The 26,293-nt window shown below is 34.0% G+C and carries 18 protein-coding genes, 3 rRNA genes and 1 other annotated feature; of the genes, 3 read left to right on the forward strand and 18 right to left on the reverse strand.

Translation table 11 applies throughout. The features are described from left to right. Window positions 1–21: 21 nt before the first annotated feature. The gene (locus A7L45_RS17240; RefSeq protein WP_071613928.1) at window positions 22–1,650 is read left to right on the forward strand and encodes a LytS/YhcK type 5TM receptor domain-containing protein; all 1,629 of its coding nucleotides are present in this window, start codon (window positions 22–24) and stop codon (window positions 1,648–1,650) included. A 5-nt stretch (window positions 1,651–1,655) separates the two neighbouring features. Next, a complete protein-coding gene (locus tag A7L45_RS17245) occupies window positions 1,656–2,426 on the forward strand; it encodes a LytR/AlgR family response regulator transcription factor (protein ID WP_071613929.1) in 771 nt (256 codons plus the stop codon). Between the two features lie 6 nt (window positions 2,427–2,432). On the opposite strand, the gene A7L45_RS17250 is transcribed toward A7L45_RS17245, so the two are convergent. From A7L45_RS17250 to A7L45_RS17295, 10 genes are all read right to left on the reverse strand, one after another. Continuing rightward, complete coding sequence (locus tag A7L45_RS17250; RefSeq protein WP_071613930.1) at window positions 2,433–3,218, reverse strand: HAD family hydrolase; 786 nt, start codon at window positions 3,216–3,218, stop codon at window positions 2,433–2,435. Window positions 3,219–3,407: 189 nt separating this feature from the next. Next, the gene (locus A7L45_RS17255; protein WP_071613931.1) at window positions 3,408–3,767 is read right to left on the reverse strand and encodes a hypothetical protein; all 360 of its coding nucleotides are present in this window, start codon (window positions 3,765–3,767) and stop codon (window positions 3,408–3,410) included. Between the two features lie 96 nt (window positions 3,768–3,863). Further along, entirely contained in the window at window positions 3,864–4,277 is a 414-nt protein-coding gene (locus A7L45_RS17260) for an EVE domain-containing protein (RefSeq protein WP_071613932.1), read from the reverse strand. A 237-nt stretch (window positions 4,278–4,514) separates the two neighbouring features. Continuing rightward, the gene (locus tag A7L45_RS17265) at window positions 4,515–5,657 is read right to left on the reverse strand and encodes an ABC transporter permease (RefSeq protein WP_071613933.1); all 1,143 of its coding nucleotides are present in this window, start codon (window positions 5,655–5,657) and stop codon (window positions 4,515–4,517) included. Window position 5,658: 1 nt separating this feature from the next. Further along, window positions 5,659–6,783 carry an ABC transporter permease gene (locus A7L45_RS17270; protein ID WP_071613934.1) on the reverse strand — a complete coding sequence of 375 codons (1,125 nt, stop codon included), beginning with the start codon at window positions 6,781–6,783 and terminating at the stop codon, window positions 5,659–5,661. Between the two features lie 10 nt (window positions 6,784–6,793). Further along, window positions 6,794–7,729, reverse strand: a complete 936-nt coding sequence (locus tag A7L45_RS17275; protein ID WP_071613935.1) for an ABC transporter ATP-binding protein — start codon at window positions 7,727–7,729, stop codon at window positions 6,794–6,796. A 117-nt stretch (window positions 7,730–7,846) separates the two neighbouring features. After that, complete coding sequence (locus tag A7L45_RS17280; protein ID WP_071613936.1) at window positions 7,847–8,479, reverse strand: response regulator transcription factor; 633 nt, start codon at window positions 8,477–8,479, stop codon at window positions 7,847–7,849. A 31-nt stretch (window positions 8,480–8,510) separates the two neighbouring features. Further along, entirely contained in the window at window positions 8,511–9,620 is a 1,110-nt protein-coding gene (locus A7L45_RS17285) for a sensor histidine kinase (RefSeq protein WP_071613937.1), read from the reverse strand. Between the two features lie 259 nt (window positions 9,621–9,879). After that, window positions 9,880–10,500, reverse strand: a complete 621-nt coding sequence (locus A7L45_RS17290; protein WP_071613938.1) for a L,D-transpeptidase — start codon at window positions 10,498–10,500, stop codon at window positions 9,880–9,882. 206 nt (window positions 10,501–10,706) lie between these two features. Then, window positions 10,707–12,704 carry a methyl-accepting chemotaxis protein gene (locus A7L45_RS17295; RefSeq protein WP_071615031.1) on the reverse strand — a complete coding sequence of 666 codons (1,998 nt, stop codon included), beginning with the start codon at window positions 12,702–12,704 and terminating at the stop codon, window positions 10,707–10,709. Window positions 12,705–12,880: 176 nt separating this feature from the next. Then, window positions 12,881–13,114: a binding site (T-box leader), on the forward strand. A 65-nt stretch (window positions 13,115–13,179) separates the two neighbouring features. On the opposite strand from A7L45_RS17295, the gene ilvA reads away from it, so the two are divergent. After that, the gene (gene ilvA, locus A7L45_RS17300) at window positions 13,180–14,424 is read left to right on the forward strand and encodes a threonine ammonia-lyase (protein WP_071613939.1); all 1,245 of its coding nucleotides are present in this window, start codon (window positions 13,180–13,182) and stop codon (window positions 14,422–14,424) included. A gap of 157 nt (window positions 14,425–14,581) precedes the next feature. Here the strand turns inward: ilvA and rrf are convergent. From rrf to hydA, 8 genes are all read right to left on the reverse strand, one after another. After that, a 5S ribosomal RNA gene (gene rrf, locus A7L45_RS17305) occupies window positions 14,582–14,698 on the reverse strand. Between the two features lie 59 nt (window positions 14,699–14,757). Further along, window positions 14,758–17,696: ribosomal RNA gene (locus A7L45_RS17310) — 23S ribosomal RNA — on the reverse strand. A 316-nt stretch (window positions 17,697–18,012) separates the two neighbouring features. Beyond that, window positions 18,013–19,526, reverse strand: a 16S ribosomal RNA gene (locus A7L45_RS17315). The 16S, 23S and 5S rRNA genes sit together here, the layout of an rRNA operon. A gap of 639 nt (window positions 19,527–20,165) precedes the next feature. After that, entirely contained in the window at window positions 20,166–21,389 is a 1,224-nt protein-coding gene (gene dpaL, locus A7L45_RS17320; protein WP_071613940.1) for a diaminopropionate ammonia-lyase, read from the reverse strand. 36 nt (window positions 21,390–21,425) lie between these two features. Continuing rightward, window positions 21,426–22,010: a TetR/AcrR family transcriptional regulator gene (locus A7L45_RS17325; RefSeq protein ID WP_071613941.1), complete on the reverse strand. Its 585-nt coding sequence runs from the start codon at window positions 22,008–22,010 to the stop codon at window positions 21,426–21,428. 92 nt (window positions 22,011–22,102) lie between these two features. Continuing rightward, complete coding sequence (locus tag A7L45_RS17330) at window positions 22,103–23,527, reverse strand: NCS2 family permease (protein ID WP_071613942.1); 1,425 nt, start codon at window positions 23,525–23,527, stop codon at window positions 22,103–22,105. Window positions 23,528–23,562: 35 nt separating this feature from the next. Further along, window positions 23,563–24,849 (reverse strand): guanine deaminase, encoded by a 1,287-nt coding sequence (guaD, locus tag A7L45_RS17335; protein WP_071613943.1) that lies wholly within the window; start codon window positions 24,847–24,849, stop codon window positions 23,563–23,565. 42 nt (window positions 24,850–24,891) lie between these two features. Beyond that, window positions 24,892–26,277: a dihydropyrimidinase gene (gene hydA / locus A7L45_RS17340; RefSeq protein ID WP_071613944.1), complete on the reverse strand. Its 1,386-nt coding sequence runs from the start codon at window positions 26,275–26,277 to the stop codon at window positions 24,892–24,894. Between the last annotated feature and the right edge of the window lie 16 nt (window positions 26,278–26,293).

A 26,293-nucleotide genomic window follows, 5' to 3' on the forward strand; every position in this document is an offset into this window, starting at 1 on the left:
AAAATAAGGATGTGAATTTATATGTTATATTTACAACTAATGGAGGGAATGTCACTTGTTGCTCTAACCGCATATATATTCAGCCATTCGAACACATTCAAGAAATTAATTAAAAATAGTATAAATTTAAGGGATAAAGTAATTATGATAATTTCCTTTACTATATTATCAATACTTGGAACCTATATTGGTGTTGATATTCAGCCTCACGCTATTGCAAATACTAGGCCTATTGGAGCTATTGTCGCAGGAATGATGGGCGGACCTATTGTTGGAATTATAGTTGGTGCCATTGCAGGATTTCATCGTTACACTTTAGGTGGCTTTACTGCCGTTGCCTGTGGAATTGCAACTGTTATCGAGGGCCTTACAGGTGGACTTATTAGACTATATTTAAAGGATAAAAATTTTAGCATTAAGACAGCATTTATTGGTGGATCTATTGCTGAAACATTTCAGATGTTATTAATACTATTAATAGCAAAACCTTTTTATCAAAGTCTCGCCTTAGAAAAAGTAATAGCACTGCCTATGATATTAGTAAATTCTCTTGGTGTTGCAATCTTTTTGGACATAATAAACAGAATAAAAATTGAAAATGCAAAAACCGGAGCAATACAAGCACAAAGAGTACTTGCGATTTCTAAACAGACTCTATTTTACATGAGATTAGGCTTAAGTAAAAACACCGCAGATAAAATAGTGAAAATAATATATAAAATTGGTATTGTGCAAGGTGTATTTATAGCTGATAAAAAGACACTTCTCTCTTACTGTGGAGAGTCTTTATCCGAAATTTTATTATCGCATAATTTAGGTTCTGTATTTTCGCAAAATAGCTCTAAAATTATTAAATTTAAGGATAAATTTAAAGATGAAGTGTTTTACTGTGTTCCACTACTGATAAATGAAAATAAATTTGAAGGTATACTAGGATTAAAAGTGAAAAGTGAAAAGGATTTAGACTCTTATTTTATTGAATTCTGCCAGGAACTAGGAAGCCTACTTTCCATGCAAATTGAACTTTACACGTTAAATAAATTAGCAGAAGGGGTCCAAGCGGCTGAGCTTAAATCACTAAGAGCTCAAATACATCCACATTTTTTCTTTAATGCGTTAAATACTATATCCTGCTTTTGTAGAACAGATCCAATGAAAGCAAAAGATTTAATTCTAGACTTATCAAACTACTTTAGGAAAACTCTAAAAAGGGATGATGATTTTGTAACATTAAATGAAGAAATTGAATTAATTAAGTCATACCTTCATATAGAACAAGCAAGGTTCGGACCGAGACTTAAGGTGTATTTTAACATTCCTATGGAAATATTAAATTTTAAAATACCTGTATTCTTACTTCAGCCCCTAGTAGAAAACTCAATAAAACATGGAATTCATGGTAAAAAAGATGGTGGCTCTGTTTTTATAAATGCTGAAGATACATCTGACGATATTATCTTTGAAGTAACCGATACTGGTGTCGGAATGAATCCTCAAAAGTATAAAGAAGTAATAACGAAATGGCCTGGTATTGGTCTTAAAAATGTAAACGATAGACTTATACTTTTGTATGGCCCACAGTATGGAGTAGATATTAAAAGTGTTTACAATGAAGGAACAAGAATAAAAATAATAATACCAAAGGGGTGATGAAAGTGGGTAAAATAAAGTGCATTATTGTTGAAGATGAAATGCCCTCAGCATCGGAGCTTGAATATCTTCTTTCACAGTATAACTTTATTGAGGTTATCGGCACTGCGTACGATAATATTGAGGCAATAGATTTAATAAATGATGTTACCTTTGACGTTGCATTTTTGGACATAAATATTCCCCTTGGAAGTGGCATGGAACTTGCAAGACATATAAAGGATGAGAATAAAGCAATAGACATTGTATTTGTGACTGCCTACAACATGCATGCCATAGAAGCTTTTGAAATACAGGCATTTGATTATATACTCAAACCCTTTGATGAAGATCGCATCGCAACAACTATTAATCATTTAAAAGAAAAATATATGGTTAATAAACAAGATCAAAATGATGTTGTCAATATAATTAGTGAACTGATCAATAACTTAAATAAAGTTGATATAAATTTAAAAAAGATTCCTTGCGTAGAAAATGGCGTTATTAAACTAATAGATGTTAACACTATATATTATTGTTATACAGAAGATGAAAGAACCTATGTTAAGACATATGATAAAAGCTACTTTACAAATTATACCCTTTGCAAAATTGAGGCCAGAACTAATTTCTTCAGAGTTCACAGAAGTTATCTTGTTAATATAGATAAAATCAATGAATTGTACTCATGGTTTCACGGGACTTATAAATTAGTTATTAATGATATAAAAAAAACTGAAGTCCCCGTAAGTAGAAGCAATGTTCACAAACTAAAGCACCTACTTGGTATATAGAAAAATTTAGTTTATAAATTTTTCTATTCCTACTGCTATTCCATCATTTATAACATCGCATGTTACCTTTTTAGCATGACTTTTAACTTTTTCGCTTGCATTTCCCATAGCAATACCACATCCAACTGACTCTAACATTTCTATATCATTTATACCATCCCCAAATGCATAACTATTTTCTACAGGAATATTTAAATGATTGAGTACTCTCATTATTCCAGATGCTTTTGTTTCCCTACTAGAATAAACTTCAAAAATATTACTTGATATATTATGGTTACAATCAAATTCATCCCCTTGTAATGATAGACAATATTCTTCTGCCTCTTTGCTTTTACATAACATCTCCATTTTATAAATATCAATATCACTAATATTGTACTCGCTCTTTATATACTTCCTTGATATATTAAAACTATCATAATATGCATATAGATCTTCACATTCACTCTTCATATATGAATATTTTTCACCTTCCAATATATACTCAATATTAAATTTCTCAAAATTATTTACTATTGTTTTTACAACATCTTTCTTAATTTCTTGTTTGTAAATTAATTCTTCTCTAACTACTACTTGTGCACCATTAGTAAAAACAAAACCGTCAAAACCAAATTTTAATAATTCTTCACTTATAAACGCATATGGTCTACCAGTTGCAATAAAGATATAATTACCCTCAGTTTGTAATTTTCTAATAGATTTTTCAACTTCTTTCGTAATTTTTGTAATTCCTCTTGTACAATCAATTAATGTACCATCTATGTCAAAAAATATTACCTTTTTCATGTTTTAATCTCCTCTTTAGTTCTTATTTAATAAAAAATTTTATGTTCTATCTATATGATAAAACATCAGTTACAACTTGTCCAATATTTAAGCTAAAATAAGTCATGGGATATTTCTTATTTTGAAATACCCCATGACTTTTTTAAGTTGTTTTTATATAAATATAAGTGATCAATTAAAGTTATTGTTTTATCTATTTATTTGTGTCCTCAAATAACATATTTCCATGTATTCGTCCCTCTCGAGTTGCCTTATGTATTCATATTCTTTTATATACATAAATCTAATCTTTATTTCCTTTTGGTCTAAAATTTGATCCTCCTCATTATCGATATTTCTTGTAATTTTTTCTGCCTCAATTAACCTATCATTCCCATTATTAATTCTAAGCTTATATATACTTATATCGCTCTTATCCCAATATTCTAAATGCATAGCCTGTAGTATTATACTCCCACAATTAGAGCATTTTATGTATAGTTGTTGTCTAACTTTTTCAATAGTTACTTTGTTATTATCACAATTTTTACATACGATAGTTCTAAACATATATATCACCTCCACTATTTTTATGTTATAAATCAGAAATTTATAACATAAAAATAACACCCATTTCTGAGTGCCTTTAATTCTCTTATATCATTTTCATACTATCATTTTTATTAATTCGTCATATTGTTCTCTTGTTAACGATATAATTGTACCTCGGACTTTTATACCATTCAAAAACTTATCTTTAAAAATATCATTTTGCTTTACTTCTTCAATACTTATGGGGAACTGAATATCTTTAGTTTTTATTACATCGATTACCTGTATTCCATCTTTATTTAAATGCCTTTCTCCCGTTATTTTACCGAGTGCCACAAGTTCCCTCTGTTTTCCTGAATTATATCCAATGACTAAATCTCCAACCTTTACCTTTGAAAAATATTTTCTAGTCCCTCCTTGTTCGTTTTTTGAATTCCATTCTTCCATCTGACCAATTCCTAAACTTTTTGTCCAGCTCCAAGGATTTTTATCATCATGAGGGTTCGCATTTATCCACCAATAATTCATTTTAACAACTCCTAATTATTTTTTAATGTGTAATAATTACTTTATTGATTATTAAAATCACTTTTCGCCATTTGTATAGTAGGTAAAATAAGCTCCAAGGCTATACCCCAGAGCATCATTAACTTCTCTTTAATTTACAAAGTATTTTCATTTTGTTAGCCCTGCTAAGTTGCTTGCTCGACTCATTATACCATAATTTGGAAATAAATCTAGCTATTATTTTACTTTTATAGAGTATTATATAAAACTTTTAACATTTTCATTATTTTTCATCTTATACATACCTATTAGAAAAAATGCTAGTGCAAATGCTACAATTATTCCAAGTAGTGGAATAATTGCTACAAACGTTTTTCCGTTTTGTAACTGCCTAATGGCTTCTAATGCCCAAGTTTGTGGTAAAAAATTTGCTATTTGCTGCATATTAGGCATCATATCAATTGGCCAAAAACATCCAGATAACATACAAGTTGGTGTTATTATTAAAGTAGCCATAGCCCCTGCTTGCTTTGTCGTGGTTGAAAAAGCAACTAATAAAATACCTAATGTTACGCAAACAAATCCAAACAAAACAAGTATGCAAAGTAGCTGCAAATCAGGTATCCCAGTAGTTAATTTTAGAATGTACTTCGATACAAATATTACTAAAATTGATTGCGCTACAATTATACACATATTCGCAAGTATATTTGCTCCAATATATATTCTGCTACTAACCGGAGTCGTAAATATTCTAAAGTAAGTCTTGTCTTTTTTCTCCTTCAAAATAAGACCTGAAGTTGCAGTGGCACCTTGAAGCATTAACATTATTAAAAGCCCTATACTCTGAACGGTCTTTAATTTATCCCTAGATTCATCCTTAACTATATTTTTATGCACTGTAAGGGTCTGAACCTTAAAACCTTCATAAAGTTTATTAAAGGTAGCTTTATCTTTACGTGATGCCTTTCCAATCAATATTATACTTTTAACATAATAATTCACGTAGTTTTGAACCCAAGCGGTAGCCTCCTCACCTTTAATTGAAGTTATTTGTATTTTTTCCATTGTTCCATTTGAAATATCTTTGTCAAAGTTTGAAGGCATTGTAATTACACAATCAACTTTACCTTCTGTAACTAAGTTATTTATGTCACTTTCATTAACTTCTTGGATTTTGAATTTATCCTGACTATTTAAAGCAGCAACAAAATCTTTAGATATTACTCCATTTTGTGCCTTATTACTTATTCCTACTTTTATCTTTGAATCCATTGATGAATAAGCAGCCATAACAAACATAACAATTATAACTGGGAGAATTAAGTAAACTATAATACTAGATTTTTTTCTAAACGTAATCTTTAATGTATTAAATGTCAATAAAAATAAATTTCTCAAATTAAACATTCTCCTTTCTAAATAACAAGGAATAGATAGCAAGAAAGACTACTGCTATACCTATATTAATCAAAATTGCATATGAAACCTTACTATAATTATTATTATAAATCACATCAAATATGGATCTATTAGTCCACCTCACAGGTGATAAATAGGTTATAACTTGGAATGTCTTGCTTCCAAAACTATCTACACTCATATAACTTCCTCCGAGGAATACCATTACGGGTATCATGAAATTTAACACTCCATTTGCCACATTTTCGTTTTTAAAAATAAAAACAAGTCCTACACCTATGCTTATTGCCATTATTATCTGGGAAATAAAAATTAATAACACAGTAAAAATATCATTTCCCCAATTTGAATGAAGAACAAACTTACTAAATATAATAACAATAGCAATTTGAAGACTTGTACCTATAACTCCCCCTATTGTTTTTCCTATAAGAAACTCATATTTTTTAACTGGACTTATTAAAATTCTATCTCTAGTTTTTGAATTTTTTTCACTGGCAATTCCAAAAAGTCCAGTCATTCCTGCATACATAATTATCAGTGCTATTTCTGCTATTGTATAATAATCTAATGAGGATGGCGCATCCCCTTTATTAACAGAAGTTATTGTAGAATAATCCGTTTTTTTATCACTTATCAAGCTATTAATTATACTTGGATTTACCTTGCTAACATCCATAATCACATTAAATTCTTGTACATATGTGGATAAAATACTTTCAACCACACCAGCCTTAAGGTTTTCTTGTCCACTCTTATAAAACTCTATTTTATTATTACTTTTCATTTCTATAATTGCGTCATACTCTTTAGATACTAATTTTTTCTTAGCAGAATCTATATCATTCATTTTTGTAAATTTTATTTTAAACTCTTTTCCTTTTTCAATAAAGCCACTTCTAAAATTATCAGAGATATCACCAGTTCCTTCAATGTTATATAAAACTTTAGGTGTACCAATATCAATAGAACTATTAAAACTTGAGTTAAATGCGGCGCTAAGCACAACTATTAATGCCATTGGGAATAATATCATCATTGCCATTGATTTTTTGTCTCTAAAACTGTGTTTTACTTCCTTTATAATTATAAAAATAATATTCATCTTATCACCTCTAATCCCTTAACTTTCTACCGGTCAATGTTAAAAATACAGTTTCAAGATCAGGTACTTTATTTTCGATATTTCTAATAGGAATAACATTATCTGTGAAATATAAAATTATCTTATCCAAATTATTAATTTCCTTTAAACTGTCAATCTTAATTTTGTTTTCATTAACTATAACACCTGTAACTCCCTTTATTTCCTTTAACTCTTCTTCCTTTATTACCTTGCCATCAATAACTGTAACCTCAACAGTATTTTTGTCTGTAACAATAGATTTGAGTTCTTCTTTTGTGCCAGAAACAATAACCTTTCCGTGATCAATAATGCTTATCATTGTTGAAATCGCTTCTATTTCTTCCATATAATGCGTTGTATAAATAATTGTACATCCAAGCTTATTTAATTTGACTACAGATTCAAGTATATGATTCCTTGATTGTGGATCTATACCTACTGTTGGCTCATCCATTATTAAAAGCTTAGGTGTATGAGCAATTGCACATGCTATATTTAATCTTCTTTTCATTCCCCCAGAAAAACTCGCAGGGAAACTCTTAGCTTTATCTGTAAGACCTACAAATTCTAAAGCATCTATTGCTTTTTTATTTAATTCTTTACCTCTAATTCCATAAAGACTTGCAAAGAACTTTACATTCTCAAAGCAAGTTAGATCTTCATAAACTGCTATATCTTGAGGTACTACCCCAATATTCATCTTTGCACTACTTGAATTTTTTTTATTATCTATTCCAAGTATGTCAATAGAACCTTTTGTTGTTGTTATCAGTCCACAAATCATATTTATAATAGTACTCTTACCTGCACCATTAGGCCCAAGTAAACCGTATATTTCTCCTTTTTTTATGGAAAGGTCAATATTATCAACTGCCGTAAAGTCTCCAAACTTTTTAGTCAATCCAACTATTTTTACAATATCCAAAATAATACCCCCTTAAAACTCTCTATATTTAATCACTTCTATGCTTTTATTATATAAAAAAAAGACTTCCACTATAAGTATAGAAAGTCACTTTTTTGGTATGACAAAAGTCATATTCTAATTATTCCCACCTTTTAAATAATAAATAGCAATCTGCGTTCTATGTTCAGGGCTAGTTTTATTTAAAATTGATGTAATATAATTTTTTACAGTACCTTCTGAAATAAACAACCTTGCTGATATCTTTCTATTAGATAATCCATCAGCAATTGCCTGCATTATCTCCATCTCTCTAATAGTAAATAGATCCTTATTTAACTTACTACTATTATCACTATCTATTCCTTTTAATACCTTATCTATTATGCCTTCTTGCATAACCATATTTCCACTGTTTACTACCTTTATTGCAGCTTTAATTTTATCTGGAGAATTATTTTTAAGAATATACCCCTTCGCACCATAACGAATTGCTGCATTTATATATTCATCTTCATCAAAAGTAGTAAGAATAAGGCATTTAGTTTTCGTCTTTAAAGAAATTTCCTTTATGGCCTCTACACCATTGAATATTGGCATTCTTATATCCAAAAGTGCAACATCTACTTGATTGTTCAAACAATATTCTACTGCCTCTAGTCCATTTTCAACGCATCCCATTACAATAAATTCTTCATCCAACCCAATTATTATTTTTAGACCTTCCCTAATCAATGAATCATCATCAGCAATTAAAATCTTAATTGGCAATTTAACACCATCCTTCCACACTCTTTGTTCTTTATATAGGGAACAGCATAATTACTGAAAACCCACTATAACCATCAAAAATAACTTTCCCATTTAGATTCATAGTTCTTTCTTCTATCCCAGATAACCCAAGTCCTTTCTCTATTCTTAAACATCCTATTCCATCATCCTTTATTTCTACCTTTATTAAAGTATTAAGAACCTCCACATTTACCTTAACATTATTAGCTTGTGAATATTTAATTATATTTGTAAAAACTTCTTGAATGTTGTCGCAAATAACCTTCCACTCAATGTATGTTATTTTATCTAGCTCATTACTATAATACAATTTCGCATTAATTTTCCCTTTATTTTTAAACTCATCTACAAGTAACTTAAGCTTATTTATACCTAATTGTTCAACTTCAGGTTTAATATTTTTAAGCGTAAATCTTATGCTCTCCATACCCTCTCTAAGTACATTTGTTATATTTTGAATAATAAGTTTGCTTTTATTACTATCCTTGTCCACAAGAAGTTTAGCCGCCTCTAGTTGCATTAAACTGCCTGAAATACTATGACCTAATTTGTCATGTATTTCTTGAGCAATATTATTTCTTTCTTGCAATTGTGATGTATATATAATTTGTTTTTTATATTCTATTTGATCATTTAATTTTGCTCGCAACTTATAGTTTTTCTCTTTAAGAGAATCATTACATATAGTGAGTTTTACTATCGTCCTTTCACTTTCTAAAATGAAATAGTATGCTACTAGGCTAATCAAAGATGATCCGAGATATTCGTATATCATAATCTTATCATTAATAATAAGAACAGACATTATTAAACCACTCAAAATATATACAAATTTTATTTTACCCATAAATATTTCATAAAAGTTTATTGGTAATAATATTAGAAATATAGGGGTAACAAAATAACTACAAAGTAAAAGTACAAAAACAGATATACATAAAAAAATAAGTTTATGTACTCTACTTGAAGCTAAAGCCTTGCATACATTAATAATCACATAAATTAGTAAGGATATAACCACTATATAATTACTACAAAGAGAATTAAAGTTCCCTTTTACAGATAAACTACTCACATAAATTAGTATTATTAATTTATTTATCAATATCCAACTTTCCATAATCTCACCTCTACCTAGTACATAATAACATAAAAAACTCCGAGTTATTCTCAGAGTTACTTTAGTTATACATATTTTCTATTAATTTCTCCCTGTGCTTTATTTGCGATAATTAACTCTGCTGCCCTAAATACGTTTCTCATGTTCATCCTCCTCCATTTGTGCTAATAATTAAATCATAAAAATATTTTAATTTAACGACATTTCATAAGGAAAATCTCCCACTTCTATTTGCTAAACCCTAATTTTTTATCCACTCTTAATTGCTCCAAATAAAAGTTTTAGCTGGAATATAATCATATATAAATTTAGCATTTTTTAAAGCTAATCTTACACATCCGTGAGATACAGGAACTCCAAGTGTGTTATCTATAATATAATTTCCACCTCTATCATATAGTACACTGTGAAATAAATAATTACCCCTTATTTGAGTATAGTATTTACACCTAGCACCTCCAGACGATATAAAATACTTACCCTTAATTCCCACAGCAAAATTACCTTTAATTGTAGGGGTGCTTGTCTTTCCAGTAGAACAAACCATAGATGTGACAAGATGCCATTTCTTATAAGACCCCTTAAATATATTTACCCTTTGATGATATATATCAATCCATATAAAATAGGAAGTAGCGCTCCAAATATTCTTACTGTTTATAACTTTTTCTAGTTGATTATTTGTAGTTACCGATGAATATACAGGTTTTGGTACATTTGTTTTTATAATATTATTTTTCATTAATATATCATTGTTTTGATATATATTTACTTGAGTAAGAGGATTTTTTACAGTTGCATCAGCTTTATAATCTAAAGTAAATACAATTAAAATAATTATAAATATAAAAAGAATACATGATAAATGACTTTTATTCATACTAATACCCCACTTTTTTAAAAAATCTATCCATTTTCTAACAGTATATTCCCTTATAATTTAAGTGCTACTAAAATCTAAAATCACAAAAAATAAAGAATTTGCTACAAATGCATCTCGCATATGTAACAAATCCTTATATAATTCAATAACCTTTTCAACTTAGGTATCTACCACTTTTGGGTAGATATCTTTTATAAATTCTATTATATTTTGAATTTCTTTATTTCATTATCTAATTTCTCAGATAATGCTTGAAGTTCACTAGAGTGTTTTGCAAACTCCTCCATTGTCGCTGTTATTTCTTCAGTCGAAGCGGATACTTGCTCTGACGCAGCTGCCGTTTGTTCTGATATAGATGAAATATTCTCAATTTCTAATACTGTAGATTGTTTTTTCTCATTTACATCAACAATAGATATCTTTATCTCTTCAACCTTAGTAATCATGATATTAATTGATTTTAATATTTCACTAAATATATTTTTAGTCTCACCTACCGCCAACTCCTGTTCATCTACTACTGTTTGAGTTGATTTAATTGCCTCTACCGCTGTATTTGACTTTTTCTGAATATTAGCAATAATCCCTTTAATATCCTCTGTTGAATTTTTTGATTGTTCCGCAAGTTTTCTTATTTCTCCAGCAACTACGGCAAATCCCTTACCTGCTTCACCGGCCCGTGCAGATTCTATGCTTGCATTTAACGATAGAAGACCCGTTTGCTCTGTAATACTTACTAATGTTTCAGAAATAGCATTTATTTGCTTAGTGCTCTCATTCATATCCTGAATTATTTCATTAACTTCTTTAGTTGATGATTTAGTTTTATTTGATTTTTCAATTAAGGTGTCCATCATTGACAGTCCTTTTGTTCCTAAATCTTTAGTCCCAGTCGAAATTTTATCCATTTCATTTGAATTGTTACTAATTTTATCTAATCTATTTGACAAATCCTCCATCTCTAAAGCACCATCTTGAGCACTTTGAGCTTGCTGAGTTGCACCTATTGACACTTGCTCTATTGCACTTGAAACTTCACCTATAGAAACTGTCACCTCCTCCGACATACTTGCAAGAGTCGTTGATGTTTCAGCTACCGTCTTTGATGAATTTGTAACATTGTTCATAATTCCAGATATATTTTTCATCATAGAATTAAATGATATAGCTAAATCTTCAAACTCATCTTTTGTTGATGCTTTAATAGATACCGTTAAGTCTCCCTTCGAAGCCTTTGCAAAAACATCTTTTAGATTATGAATATTATAAGCTATTCCCTTACTTAACACTAAAGACATACCTATAGAGATTAATGCCATTATCAATATAATTAATATAGTTGTATGTATTATAGACTTCGTGTCATTTGATAGTTCACTTTGATCTAATGTAGCCACTAACTTCCAACCTGTTAATTCATTTGTTTGATATACTCCAAATTTCTTTGAACCATTATCATCATAATTAACGAAACCACTATTTTGCGACTTTGCGTTATTCCAAAACGGTAACTTAGAAGCCATATCTGTGTTAATAAGTTTCTTTACAGGGTGAGCTAAAACCTTACCTGAAACCTCAGAAATAAACACATATCCTGTATTCCCTAATTTCTTTGTGGATATTTGCTCTGCAAGTGTGTTTAATGTTAAATCTATTTCTACAACGCCAACTACTTTACCATCTTTCTCCACTGTTTTTGCAAGCGTAATAATACTCTTTTTAGTTCCATCATCTATATATTCTGGAGTTATTATAACTTGACCTTTGTGCTCTAAAGCTTGTTTATACCAAGAGCTTTTAGTTGCATCGTAACCAGGAGACATTGTAGCATTCGGATATGTTTTAAACTTGCCTGTGGTTGTTCCGTAAGATATATCAAGTATATCTTTGTTACTTTCTGCTACACCTTTTAATAAATCGGGTATATAATTTATATTATTACCTGTATCAACATTAATAATATTATAATTATTAGATGTCAATGAAAGCATATTTGAAAATCCATTTAAGTAATTAGATAACCCATTATTTATTTCTGTAAGAGTTTGTGTGCTTGTTACCGTTAATTTATTATTAAGAATTGATTTCGACTGTCTATAAGAACCAATACCTAGTATAATTAATGGAATTATACAAATTGATACTAGACTAATAATTAATTTAGTCCGAATACTGTTTAGTTTTAACTTTTTAGATTTAATTTTAATTACCCCCAAGCCATTCTTATTTTGATCCACTTACAATATTCTTCATAAATATAAATAAACCTCTATATTTGTATTAATTTATATAAAAAGTACAAAGTTATCTATTATGATTTTTTTTTATTGACTTTTTTGATCTTTAATGTTAAACTTTCTCTTAAATTAAGAATATTGTTGATGCGAAGATGGAGAGTATAATTTTATCAACTTAAGTTACAGAGAGTCGATGTTTGCTGAGAGTCGATACTAAGTAAAAGTTACAAATCACTCCAGAGCTGCTTGCCAGAACAAAGTAAGGGAAGCCGGTTAGCCCCGATAGAAGGCTTAGGTTTTAACGAACCGAAAATAGAGGTATCTTTTTTTAAGATACAATTAAGGTGGTACCGCGATTAACACTCGTCCTTGGATTTATATCCAAGGACGAGTTTTTTTATTATAAAATAATATAACTAAAAACATAGGAGGCTTATATATGCAAAAATCAGCATTAAAATCATTATCAAATCGTACATTAGAAGATCATTTTTTAGAAATTCAAAAGGCGCAGGCAAATTTAAATGGTGTAACTTTAAAAACGGGCCTTATATACAGTGACGTATTTAGTAATGAATCTGGGAATTCCGTTTATATTAAACCTGAAAATCTACAAATAACTGGTGCCTTTAAACTTCGTGGAGCCTATAATAAGTTGTGTAGCTTAACATCTTCGGAAAGAGAAAGAGGGGTAATTGCATCATCTGCTGGAAATCATGCACAAGGAGTTGCATATTCTGCTCAAAAGTTAGGTATTTTAGCTACCATAGTAATGCCTAAAACAACCCCTCTTATTAAAGTTGAAGCCACGAAAAGCTATGGCGCAACTGTAGTTTTATTTGGAGATTGTTATGACGAAGCTTATACAGAAGCAAAAAGATTAGAGAAAGAACATAATTATGTTTTTGTACACCCATTTGATGATTTGGATGTAATGTATGGCCAAGGTACCATAGCCTGCGAAATAGTGGAAGAAATAAAAGACATCGATTGTATTCTTGTGCCTGTTGGTGGTGGTGGGTTAATTGCAGGAATTGCACTTGCAGCAAAGGCCTTGAACCCAAGCATTAAAATAATAGGTGTAGAACCTGAAGGTGCAAAAGCAATGAAGGATTCTATTGACTGTAAAAAAGTCGTACACCTTGAAACAGTTTGCACTATAGCTGATGGTGTGGCTGTAAAAAAACCTGGAGACCTATCCTTTGAGATCATCAGAAATTACGTAGATGAAATTGTAACTGTTTCAGACTTTGATATAATGGAATCCTTTCTTCTTCTTTTAGAAAAGCACAAACTTATTGCAGAAGCTTCTGGTGCCTTATCATTTGCAGGACTTAAGAAAATAAAAGAAAAAGGTAAAAAAGTAGCCTGCGTTTTAAGCGGTGGAAATATTGACGTTGTTACAATATCCTCGATGATAGATAAAGGTTTAGTTTCAAGGGGAAGACTCTTCTGCTTCAGTTTAGAAATGTCAGATATTCCTGGAGAATTAGTCAAAGTTTCAACTATCCTTGCAAACGCATGTGCCAATGTAGTTAAACTAGACCATAATCAATTTAAAACTAATGATCGTTTTATGCAAGTTCAACTTGAAATTACTGTAGAAACAAATGGTCATGATCATGTTAATGCCATTATAAATGCATTAGGTAAAGAAGGATATAAAGTTAATAAAATATATTAATTCATTGTTTATAAAAATAGAGATAGTAACCGCTACCTCTATTTCTTATATTATCATATTCCCACCAGATGAGAATATATATACTCTCAAAATCTGACTTCATTTAAATTTGGACAAAATAAAAAACACTAAGATAAACTTAGTGTTTTTTTTAATAACCTGGCGACAACCTACTCTTCCACAAGGTCACCCCTGCAGTACCATCGGCGCATTGAAGCTTAACCTTCGTGTTCGGTATGGGAACGGGTGTTACCTTCAGGCCATAATCACCAGATGAGAATATAAATATTCTCTGAAAATTGCACAGTGTTTTCGCATTTTTATTATTATATCTTGGTCAAGCCCTCGACTTATTAGTATTAGTCAGCTGAACATGTTACCATGCTTACACCTCTAACCTATCAACCTGGTGGTCTTCCAGGAGTCTTACTTGCACCACACTTACGTGTGGACAATGGGAAATCTCATCTTAGGGTGGGCTTCACGCTTAGATGCTTTCAGCGTTTATCCCTTCCAAACATAGCTACCCAGCGATGCCACTGGCGTGACAACTGGTGCACCAGAGGTTTGTCCATCCCGGTCCTCTCGTACTAAGGACAGCTCCCTTCAAATTTCCTACGCCCGCGACGGATAGGGACCGAACTGTCTCACGACGTTCTGAACCCAGCTCGCGTGCCGCTTTAATGGGCGAACAGCCCAACCCTTGGGACCTACTTCAGCCCCAGGATGCGACGAGCCGACATCGAGGTGCCAAACCTCCCCGTCGATGTGGACTCTTGGGGGAGATCAGCCTGTTATCCCCGAGGTAGCTTTTATCCGTTGAGCGATGGCCCTCCCACGAGGTACCACCGGATCACTAAGCCCGACTTTCGTCCCTGCTCCACTTGTAAGTGTCGCAGTCAGGCTCCCTTCTGCCTTTGCACTCTTCGCGCGATTTCCAACCGCGCTGAGGGAACCTTTGGGCGCCTCCGTTACTCTTTCGGAGGCGACCGCCCCAGTCAAACTGCCCACCTAACAATGTCCTGTGACCAGATTCATGGCCTCCAGTTAGAACCTCAGTACTGTCAGGGTGGTATCCCAAGGATGACTCCACACAGGCTGACGCCCATGTATCTTAGTCTCCCACCTATCCTGTACAGACAATACCGAAATTCAATGCTAAGCTACAGTAAAGCTCTACGGGGTCTTTCCGTCCAATCGCGGGTATCCAGCATCTTCACTGGAACTACAATTTCGCCGGATGTACTGTTGAGACAGTGCCCAAATCATTACGCCATTCGTGCGGGTCGGAACTTACCCGACAAGGAATTTCGCTACCTTAGGACCGTTATAGTTACGGCCGCCGTTTACTGGGGCTTAAGTTCATAGCCTCGCCAAGAGCAAGCTCTCAGCTAACTAATCCCCTTAACCTTCCAGCACCGGGCAGGCGTCAGCCCCTATACATCAGCTTTCGCTTTAGCAGAGACCTGTGTTTTTGCTAAACAGTTGCTTGGGCCTATTCTCTGCGACCTACTTACGTAGGCACCCCTTCTCCCGAAGTTACGGGGTCAATTTGCCGAGTTCCTTAACAGTAATTCTTCCGATGGTCTTAGGATTCTCTCCTCACCTACCTGTGTCGGTTTGCGGTACGGGCACCAATATCCTCGATAGAGACTTTTCTTGGCAGCGTGGAATCAGATACTTCAGCAATAAATTGCCTTCCCCATTACATCTCAGCGTTAAGAGCAAACGGATTTGCCTGCTTGCTCCGCCTAAATGCTTAGACACACATCCAATAGTGTGCACATCTTATCCTCCTGCGTCATCCCATTTCTAATAACGTCCATTGGTGGTATCGGAATATCAACCGATTGTCCATCACCTACGCCTTTCGGCCTCGGCTTAGGTCCCGACTAACCCTGAGAGGACGAGCCTTCCTCAGGAAACCTTAGGTTTTCGACCGTTAAGATTCTCACTTAACTCTCGCTACTCATGCCAACATTCTCACTTCTGTACCGTCCACCACTCCTTACGGTATGACTTCAGCCAGTACAGAAAGCTCCTCTACCGCTTACACAATTGTGTAAACCCATAGCTTCGGTGGTAAGTTTTAGCCCCGGACATCTTCGGCGCAGGATCTCTTGACTAGTGAGCTATTACGCACTCTTTGAATGAGTGGCTGCTTCTGAGCCAACATCCTAGTTGTCTTAGAAATCCCACATCCTTTTCCACTTAACTTACACTTTGGGACCTTAGCTGATGGTCTGGGCTGTTTCCCTTTTGACTACGGATCTTATCATTCGCAGTCTGACTGCCGAAATAAAAGTATATGGCATTCGGAGTTTGATAGGGTTCAGTAACTGTTGTCAGCCCCTAGCCCATTCAGTGCTCTACCTCCATTACTCAATTAATCGACGCTAGCCCTAAAGCTATTTCGAGGAGAACCAGCTATCTCCGAGTTCGATTGGAATTTCTCCGCTATCCACAGCTCATCCCATGGTTTTTCAACACCAACGTGGTTCGGACCTCCACGGAATTTTACTTCCGCTTCATCCTGGCCATGGATAGGTCACCCGGTTTCGGGTCTACGACATGCAACTAGAACGCCCTATTCAGACTCGGTTTCCCTTCGGCTCCGTACCTTAAGTACTTAACCTTGCTACATATCGTAACTCGTTGGCTCGTTCTACAAAAAGCACGCCGTCACACATAAAAAGTGCTTCGACCGGTTGTAGGCACACGGTTTCAGGTTCTATTTCACTCCCCTTCCGGGGTTCTTTTCACCTTTCCCTCACGGTACTTCTTCACTATCGGTCACTAGGTAGTATTTAGCCTTGGGAGGTGGTCCTCCCAGCTTCCCACAAGGTTTCACGTGTCTCGTGGTACTCTGGATTAGATCTGACTGTTCTTCCTTTTCATTTACAGGCCTATTACCTTCTGCGGAGCAGCTTTCCAGCTATCTTCAATTAAAGAATTGCAGTATTTATGATCTATCCTCAACCCCTAAGTCAAAGACTTAGGTTTGGGCTCATTCCCTTTCGCTCGCCGCTACTTAGGAAATCGATATTTCTTTCTCTTCCTCCGGGTACTTAGATGTTTCAGTTCCCCGGGTGTACCTCTGCATACCTATTTATTCAGTATGCAGTACATAGTTGTTACTATGTGGGTTCCCCCATTCGGAAATCTTTGGATCACAGGCTATTTGCGCCTACCCAAAGCTTATCGCAGCTTAACGCGTCCTTCTTCGGCTCCTAGTGCCAAGGCATTCGCCATGCGCCCTTTGTAGCTTGACCTTTGATTCTGTCTATTTACATAGACTATTTTACTACTTAATATTAATTTTGCGAAATCATAATAAATTAACCTATAACCACTTACTCGTATTTTACAATACGCAAGGTGGATCTAAATCTTTTTAAAATAATTTTATACACTGTGCAATTTTCAAAGAACATTTTAAGAAAAACTATTAATTAACTCCTAAGAGTTAATATAATTAGTCTCTCAAAATTAAACAGAGAAATAGGAACGAGTAATTACAATAGATATTTTGAAGAATAATTAAATTCTTCTATTGCATCGACCGAGGTCAATACATCTACTCCCTAGAAAGGAGGTGATCCAGCCGCAGGTTCTCCTACGGCTACCTTGTTACGACTTCACCCCAATCATCGATCCCACCTTCGGCCGCTGGCTCCTTACGGTTACCTCACGGACTTCGGGTGTTACCAACTCTCATGGTGTGACGGGCGGTGTGTACAAGGCCCGGGAACGTATTCACCGCGACATGCTGATTCGCGATTACTAGCAACTCCGGCTTCATGTAGGCGAGTTGCAGCCTACAATCCGAACTGGGATGAGTTTTTGAGTTTGGCTCCACCTTGCGGTCTTGCATCTCTTTGTACTCACCATTGTAGCACGTGTGTAGCCCTAGACATAAGGGGCATGATGATTTGACGTCATCCCCACCTTCCTCCCGGTTAACCCGGGCAGTCTCACTAGAGTGCTCAACTTAATGGTAGCAACTAATGATAAGGGTTGCGCTCGTTGCGGGACTTAACCCAACATCTCACGACACGAGCTGACGACAACCATGCACCACCTGTCACCTTGTCCCGAAGGACTTCACTCATCTCTGAGTTATGCAAGGGATGTCAAGTCTAGGTAAGGTTCTTCGCGTTGCTTCGAATTAAACCACATGCTCCGCTGCTTGTGCGGGCCCCCGTCAATTCCTTTGAGTTTTAATCTTGCGATCGTACTCCCCAGGCGGAATACTTAATGTGTTAACGGCGGCACCGAGGTTCGACCCCCGACACCTAGTATTCATCGTTTACGGCGTGGACTACCAGGGTATCTAATCCTGTTTGCTCCCCACGCTTTCATGCCTCAGCGTCAGTTACAGTCCAGTAAGTCGCCTTCGCCACTGGTGTTCTTCCTAATCTCTACGCATTTCACCGCTACACTAGGAATTCCACTTACCTCTCCTGCACTCTAGACACCCAGTTTCAAATGCAGCACCCAAGTTAAGCTCGGGTATTTCACATCTGACTTAAATGTCCGCCTACGCATCCTTTACGCCCAGTAAATCCGGACAACGCTTGCCACCTACGTATTACCGCGGCTGCTGGCACGTAGTTAGCCGTGGCTTCCTCCTCTGGTACCGTCATTATCGTCCCAGAAGACAGAACTTTACAACCCGAAGGCCTTCATCATTCACGCGGCGTTGCTGCGTCAGGGTTTCCCCCATTGCGCAATATTCCCCACTGCTGCCTCCCGTAGGAGTCTGGACCGTGTCTCAGTTCCAATGTGGCCGATCACCCTCTCAGGTCGGCTACGCATCGTTGCCTTGGTGGGCCTTTACCTCACCAACTAGCTAATGCGCCGCGGGTCCATCTCAAAGCGAAATTCCGAAAAATTCCTTTGATGTTAAGATCATGCGATCAAAACATATTATGCGGTATTAATCTCCCTTTCGGGAGGCTATTCCCCTCTTTGAGGCAGGTTACCCACGTGTTACTCACCCGTCCGCCGCTAATTGACCCCGAAGGATCGCATCGCTCGACTTGCATGTGTTAGGCACGCCGCCAGCGTTCGTCCTGAGCCAGGATCAAACTCTCAATTTAAAAGTTTACACTTTTTTAGTTGAAATAATTAATCTGAGACAACTGTTAAGTTGTTACTCAAGCTCATTACATACTTTTAGTCTTACGACTAAATATTACTTTTACTAAAGTAATTGACTGGTTAAAATAAAATATTATTTCATTTCTTTACCTATTTCTCTGTTTAATTTTCAAAGACCAATTTGCTTTGTCATCATGTGACGACTTCTACTATAATACTAGGTTTTTCTTATTTTGTCAACTACTTCTTTAAAATAAATTTTTATTTAAAATCTATTAAATTGTAATTAACAGTTAGTTTAGTGTGCCACTTCTATGTGACGACAAGGAGTATTCTATCATATATATATAAGGTCACCTTTACCATAAGTATATTCTAATAAGATTAACTCTATATTTCTACATATAGGTCTAAATAATTAAGTATTCCGCATTCGGATACGCACGGTAAAATGATTTAAATATTTGTAATATTGCTAATGTTTAATAATTAGTATCTATTAAAGATAACTTAACATACCATAACTACTTTTAATGTCTAAAGTTAAAATCCATCAGATTTCTCTTATGGATTTTAACATAGACATAGTATCCTTTTGCAATCATCAATGTTGTATGTTTTTACAAATTATTTTCTATTTATAAACTTGCATATGCTCCATCCCAAACTATATTCTTATAACTAATCGGATCAGTATCTCCTTCTGTACTTATAACAAGTATTTTTGAATCCTTATTTAATTTTAATTTTTCAGATATTTCTTTTAAATTATCATCACCTAAAATCAAGCTCACCATTCCCAAACAAACTGCGCCAGATTCTCCAGAAATAACTTTAGGATCTCCCTTTAATGGATTCCCAAGTATTCTCATACCCCTTGCCGTTACATAATCAGGACAGGATATATACATATCAGCATAATCTCTTAAGATTCCAAAGCTAACAATATTGGGTTCTCCACATGCAAGTCCCGCCATTATTGTTGGCATATATCCTGTCACTACATGGGGTTTTCCATCTTTTTCTTTAATAGAGTTAAATATACATGCTGCCTCATTTGGTTCAACTATAGTGGTTATTGGTCTGTCTGCGCCAAATTCAGCTGCTAAATATCCTTGTATACTTCCAGCGAAAGAACCTACACCTACTTGTAGAAATACATGAGTAAGAATATCTCCTTCCTCCTTTATCTGCTCTATTGCTTCATCTATAAGTGTTGCATATCCTTGCATGATCCAAGTTGGAATATCAGTATAACCTTCCCAGGCGCTATCTTGAACCATTACTCCATTATGCTCATCTGCATACTTATTTGCGAGTCTTACAGCATCATCATAATTTAAATCTGTTATTGAAGCTTCTGCTCCCTCTTTTCTTATATTATTTAATCTTACCTCCGAAGATCCTTTTGGCATAAATACTACTGATTTTTGTCCTAACTGCTTAGCTGCCCAAGCAATCCCTCTACCATGATTACCGTCAGTTGCCGTAACAAAAGTAATATCTCCAAGCTTTTCTTTAATCTCTTTAGATCTTAGTTTTTCAAAAGAGAGCTCTGAAATGTCCATATTTAATTTATCAGCAAGGTATTTACCAACAGCATATGAACCACCCAGTACTTTAAAAGCATTTAGTCCAAATCTATAAGATTCGTCTTTTACCCATATGTTACTGACTCCTAATTCTTTAGACAATTCCTTTAAACTATGAAGTGGCGTTACTTTATATTCTAAAAAGCTTTTATGGAAACTCCTAACCTTTTTAACTTCTTTCTTATCAATAAATTCTACAGATGCTTTCTTATTATCTACTTTTCTCGAATCTTCATTAGTAATGTATTTTATTGATTCTACATCTCTCATAACAACCTCTCCTATATAATGTATTTTATTATAAAATCATTTTCTTATAATTTTACCAAATATCATTTTTTCTGCTAAATTAAAATATTCATCTAGATCAAATTTGCCCTCATCAATAAGATATTGCAAAGAAGCTCCTAACATTAAGGACACAGTTAAATATGGCAACATGTCCAAATACTTTTGATCCTTTTCTTCTATTTGCTCACCTTTACTTAAAACCTCTCGAATACTCTCACGCCAAATTTCAAACGTATTTTGAAACTTTAATCTTATTTCTTCATTCACTGTTCCTTGAACCCAATAATCAATTTGTGTATAATCAAATTTTTTCTTGTTGAGAATATCATTTTTTTTCTGATCAAAAAAGCCTCTAATATTTTGGTTTACAGTTTTATTTTCCAAACTAATATAATTTTTACGATCATTAGAAAATTCTTCTTGCATCTTATCTAAAAGAGAAATCAATATATCATTTTTTGATGTGAAATGATAATGTAAATTTGATTGACTCATATTAGCCTCCTGCGCAATCATACGCATACGAGTACCACTAATCTTCTCTTTCGACACGATTTCCATTGCAGCATCAAGTATCTTTTGTTTAACATCATTAGACATAAAATAATATCCTCTCTCTCTTGTAATATTTAAAATCGCAAACAAATTTATAATTTTTCTTGCTTTAAATGTTTCAATATTATTATATAATTTTACACAAAAGGAAGTAAAATATATCTTAGAAGGAACAATACGGCAAGTATATATACAATTGGACTCAGTTCCTTTTGCCTACCTGTGGCTATTTTCATTATTGGGTAGAAAATCATAGCAGCTGCAATTCCATTAGCTATACTATAAGTAAAAGGCATTAGTGCTATAGTAAAAAACGCTGGAAGTGCTTCTGTAAAGTCATCGAAATTTATATTTTTAATGGTAGACATCATTAAAACGCCTACTATCACAAGTGCTGGTGCTGTTGCCTGCCCAGGAACCAATCCAACAAGGCCTGAGAAAAATAGTGATAGAATAAACAATACTCCTACTGTTACTGAAGTAAGTCCAGTTCTTCCTCCTTCTGAAACGCCAGCTGTAGATTCAACATATGTTGAAACTGTACTTGTTCCTAAGAAAGCACCTGCAGTTGTTGCTACTGCATCACACAAAAGGGCTTTTTTCATTCTTAGCACCTTACCAGTCTCGTCAAGCATCCCTGCTTTTGTAGCAGTTCCAACAAGTGTTCCAATAGTATCAAAAAGATCAACTAAACAAATTGTTATAACAACCATAAAAACACTAAGAATAGCACCACCTACCGAAGTACCTCCTTTTGATAAGAGACCACTAAAATCAAATGCTGCAAATGTAGGAGCAAGTGATGGAGGTGCACTGAAAACATGTATATTTGCAAGGGATGTAATTCCAAGTGGAATACCTATTATTGTGGTTGAAATTATTCCAATAAGAATTGAACCCTTAACCCCTCTAGCCATCAATATACCCGTTATTGTAATTCCTATTATAGTAAGAAGCGTCCCTGCCTTTGTAAAGTTTCCAAAACCAACTAATGTTGCTTGATTTGCAACTATTACGCCACCAGATTTAAGTCCAATAAGAGCTATATATAATCCAATACCTCCAGATATTGCATACTTTAGATTCTGAGGTATCGCATCAACTATCTTCTCTCGTATCGAAGTTACTGTAATAATTATGAATAATATTCCTGACATTAATACACATGATAACGCCTGATGCCAAGTGAATCCTAGTGTTAGACATACTGTATAAGTGAAAAACGCATTAAGACCCATCCCTGGAGCCTGAGCAAAAGGCAAATTAGCATAAAATCCCATTATAAATGTACCAATAGCTGCTGCAATGCAAGTAGCTACAAAAACAGCAGATACTATTGGATCAGTACCTACAGTAAACTTTGTAGCCGCATCACCTATTGCGTTTGCTGAGTTCATACCAGCTAGTTTTAGAATATTAGGATTGACAAATATAATGTATGCCATTGTAACAAAAGTAGTGATTCCAGCAAGTATTTCTGTCTTTACATTCGATTTATTTTCCTTCAAATGAAAATAAGATTCCAAAAATGAAGATTTTTCTTTAATTATATCGATTTTCATAAAATAACCCCCAAAATTATATTGATTATCGATTTTTAAAAACAAAATTCTGGTTCTTCTATTTCTCTGCCAGCTACATATCTTACTTTTATATTTCTATCATCCCCAGTATAAATAAACCTTTGAAACCTTTCTTCTATTGAAAATGTTTTAAAAGTTGGCATACTACTGTCATCAATGACTAGAGCATCAAATTCGTATCCCTCTTCAAAGCTCCCCACTTTTTCAAAGAATTCACCTCCACCTTTTGTTGCAAGATAAAATAATTCTGATAAATTTAAAGGTTTGTCTACCCTCCCACTTTCAATCCATTTTATATTTGAAACTTGAGCAGCATTTACTATGATATCCATCATTGATAATGAATTTCCTGCTGATATATCACTTCCAAGGCCTACTTTAACTCCTTTTTCAAGCAATTTTCTAATAGGCGCATTGCCACTTGCTAAATTACAATTTGAACTAGGACAATGTGCTATAAATACCTTTTTTCTTGCCAAAAGTTCTATTTCATCTGCGTCAACCAAAACACAATGAGCCATTATAGTAGGTACATCTCCAAGTAATCCAACTTCATTATAGACACTCGTATAGTTTTTACAATTTGGGTGAAGTTCTTTAACAAAACTTATTTCGCTATAATTCTCACTCAAATGTGACTGTATAGGAGCATTATATTCTTTCGCAAGAATTCCAAGATTTTTTAAAAGATCAAAACTACAACTTGGAACAAATCTCGGTGTTACTATAGGTTTTACTAACTCATATTTGTTTGTGTATTCTTTAAGTATTTCCTCTGTATCACGAATTGAGTCCACTGCTGTTTCTGTTAAATCTTGTGGAGAATTTCTGTCCATATTAACTTTCCCTACATATGCTGATAGGCCAGCTCGCGCAAACATATCCATTAGTAACTTTGTTGACTCTTTATGGATTGTAGCAAAAACACATGACCTTGTTGTTCCAAATTTCCACAAATCTCTTATTAAAGATGAGTATACTTTTTTAGCATAACTAATATCTACATATTTAGCTTCCTCAGGAAAAGTATACTCTTCAAGCCATGGCATTAGTTCCATATCTAGCCCGAGTCCCAAATTTGCAAACTGTGATGCATGCAAATGTATATCTACAAATCCAGGTATTATCATTGCATTCCCATAATCTATTACTTTTAAATCTCTAAACTCTTCAGTAAGTTTTTTATAAACACCTTTGACAAGATTTCCTTGCACTACTATATATCCATTCCTAATTACCTCATATTCACCAAATACTTTAGTAAATATGATATTTCCTTTAACTGCATAATCAATGCGCATTAAAAGCCCCCCACTTTTACTACTACTTAAATAGTGTATTCCCTACTTATTTATCTTTCTAAAAATATATTTACCAAGAGGTTCTTTTTCAACCAATTCCCCATTAGAAATTACTTTATTTCCTCTTAAAAACTCATGTAGTACTCTACCCTGTTGCTCAAATCCTTCAAAAAGATTGTAATCTACCTTTTGAGTTTGATTAACAGCTGTAATATATGATTTAAAATTAGGATCCCAAACTACTATATCTGCATCACTTCCAATAGCGATTGTTCCTTTTTGTGGAAACATTCCAAATGTTTTTGCTGCATTAGTTGAAGTTATTGCAACCATTTCATTTATACTTATCTTGCCACTTACTACTCCATAAGTATAAATTAGCCCCATTCTATTCTCCACACCTGGCGCTCCATTTGGAATTTTTGTGAAGTCGTTAATTCCAATATCCTTTTGCCCTTTGTAATTAAAAGAACAATGATCTGATCCAATAGTTTTTATTTCTCCCTGGCTTATGCCTTTCCACAATGCTTCCTGATCATAATCTTTTCTAAGTGGAGGTGAGATCACAGATTTTGCTCCCTCAAAACTATCACTCTTTTCTTCTCCATAACATGAATCATTTAAAAGTAAATACTGAGGGCAAGTTTCAACAAAAACTTTTACTCCTCTTTTTTTAGCATCAAGAATACTTAGTAAACCTTCTCTTGAACTTAAATGCACAATATATACCGGTGTATCCATAATCTCTGAAAAATTTAAAAGTCTTGTTATAGCTTCTCTTTCAGCTTCAACTGGTCTAGTCCTAACATGATAATATGGAGAAATATGACCCTTAGTTTTTGCCTCATTTATAAGTTCATCAATTACATCCCCATTTTCACAGTGAAAGCATAACAATGTTTTGGTTTCTCTGCTTTTTTTAAGTGCTTTTAATATTACTCCATCATCCACTTGAAGATTACCCTTGTAAGCCATATATAGCTTAAATGAAGTTACTCCTTCTTTGATCATTTCTTCCATTTCAAGTGCTACTTCATCATTCCAGTCGGTGATACCCATATGGAAACCATAATCACAGTAACAAACTCCAGCAGATTTTTCATGTTGTGCATGAAGAGCCTCTTTTAAAGACCCTCCCTTATTTTGAGTTGCATAATCGATTATTGTAGTAGTTCCACCAACAATTGCAGCTTTTGTTCCACTTTTGAAATCATCTGCTGTTGTCATAGTGCCCACATTTAAAGCAAAATGTGTATGAGTATCTATTCCACCAGGTATAATATAACAACCATGAGCATCTATTATTTCGTCATCTGTTTTTCCTAAATCACTACCAATTGATCTAATTTTATCGTTTTCTATTCGCACATCTGCATAATAAGCATCCACTGCAGTTACGACTTTACCGCCAATGAGCAAAATACCCAAAGATAAGACTCCCTTC

It is taken from the genome of Clostridium estertheticum subsp. estertheticum (assembly GCF_001877035.1).
GTDB lineage: Bacteria > Bacillota > Clostridia > Clostridiales > Clostridiaceae > Clostridium_AD > Clostridium_AD estertheticum.

Excerpts from the sequence above, each read along its gene's own strand:
- A7L45_RS17260 (WP_071613932.1), bottom strand. The coding sequence starts at position 4,277 with ATGAATTATTGGTGGATAAATGCGAACCCTCATGATGATAAAAATCCT.
- dpaL (WP_071613940.1), bottom strand. The coding sequence starts at position 21,389 with ATGAGAGATGTAGAATCAATAAAATACATTACTAATGAAGATTCGAGA.
- A7L45_RS17325 (WP_071613941.1), bottom strand. The coding sequence starts at position 22,010 with ATGTCTAATGATGTTAAACAAAAGATACTTGATGCTGCAATGGAAATC.
- A7L45_RS17240 (WP_071613928.1), top strand. The coding sequence starts at position 22 with ATGTTATATTTACAACTAATGGAGGGAATGTCACTTGTTGCTCTAACC.
- A7L45_RS17330 (WP_071613942.1), bottom strand. The coding sequence starts at position 23,527 with ATGAAAATCGATATAATTAAAGAAAAATCTTCATTTTTGGAATCTTAT.
- A7L45_RS17285 (WP_071613937.1), bottom strand. The coding sequence starts at position 9,620 with ATGGAAAGTTGGATATTGATAAATAAATTAATAATACTAATTTATGTG.
- A7L45_RS17250 (WP_071613930.1), bottom strand. The coding sequence starts at position 3,218 with ATGAAAAAGGTAATATTTTTTGACATAGATGGTACATTAATTGATTGT.
- A7L45_RS17270 (WP_071613934.1), bottom strand. The coding sequence starts at position 6,783 with ATGAATATTATTTTTATAATTATAAAGGAAGTAAAACACAGTTTTAGA.
- A7L45_RS17290 (WP_071613938.1), bottom strand. The coding sequence starts at position 10,500 with ATGAATAAAAGTCATTTATCATGTATTCTTTTTATATTTATAATTATT.
- guaD (WP_071613943.1), bottom strand. The coding sequence starts at position 24,849 with ATGCGCATTGATTATGCAGTTAAAGGAAATATCATATTTACTAAAGTA.
- ilvA (WP_071613939.1), top strand. The coding sequence starts at position 13,180 with ATGCAAAAATCAGCATTAAAATCATTATCAAATCGTACATTAGAAGAT.
- A7L45_RS17255 (WP_071613931.1), bottom strand. The coding sequence starts at position 3,767 with ATGTTTAGAACTATCGTATGTAAAAATTGTGATAATAACAAAGTAACT.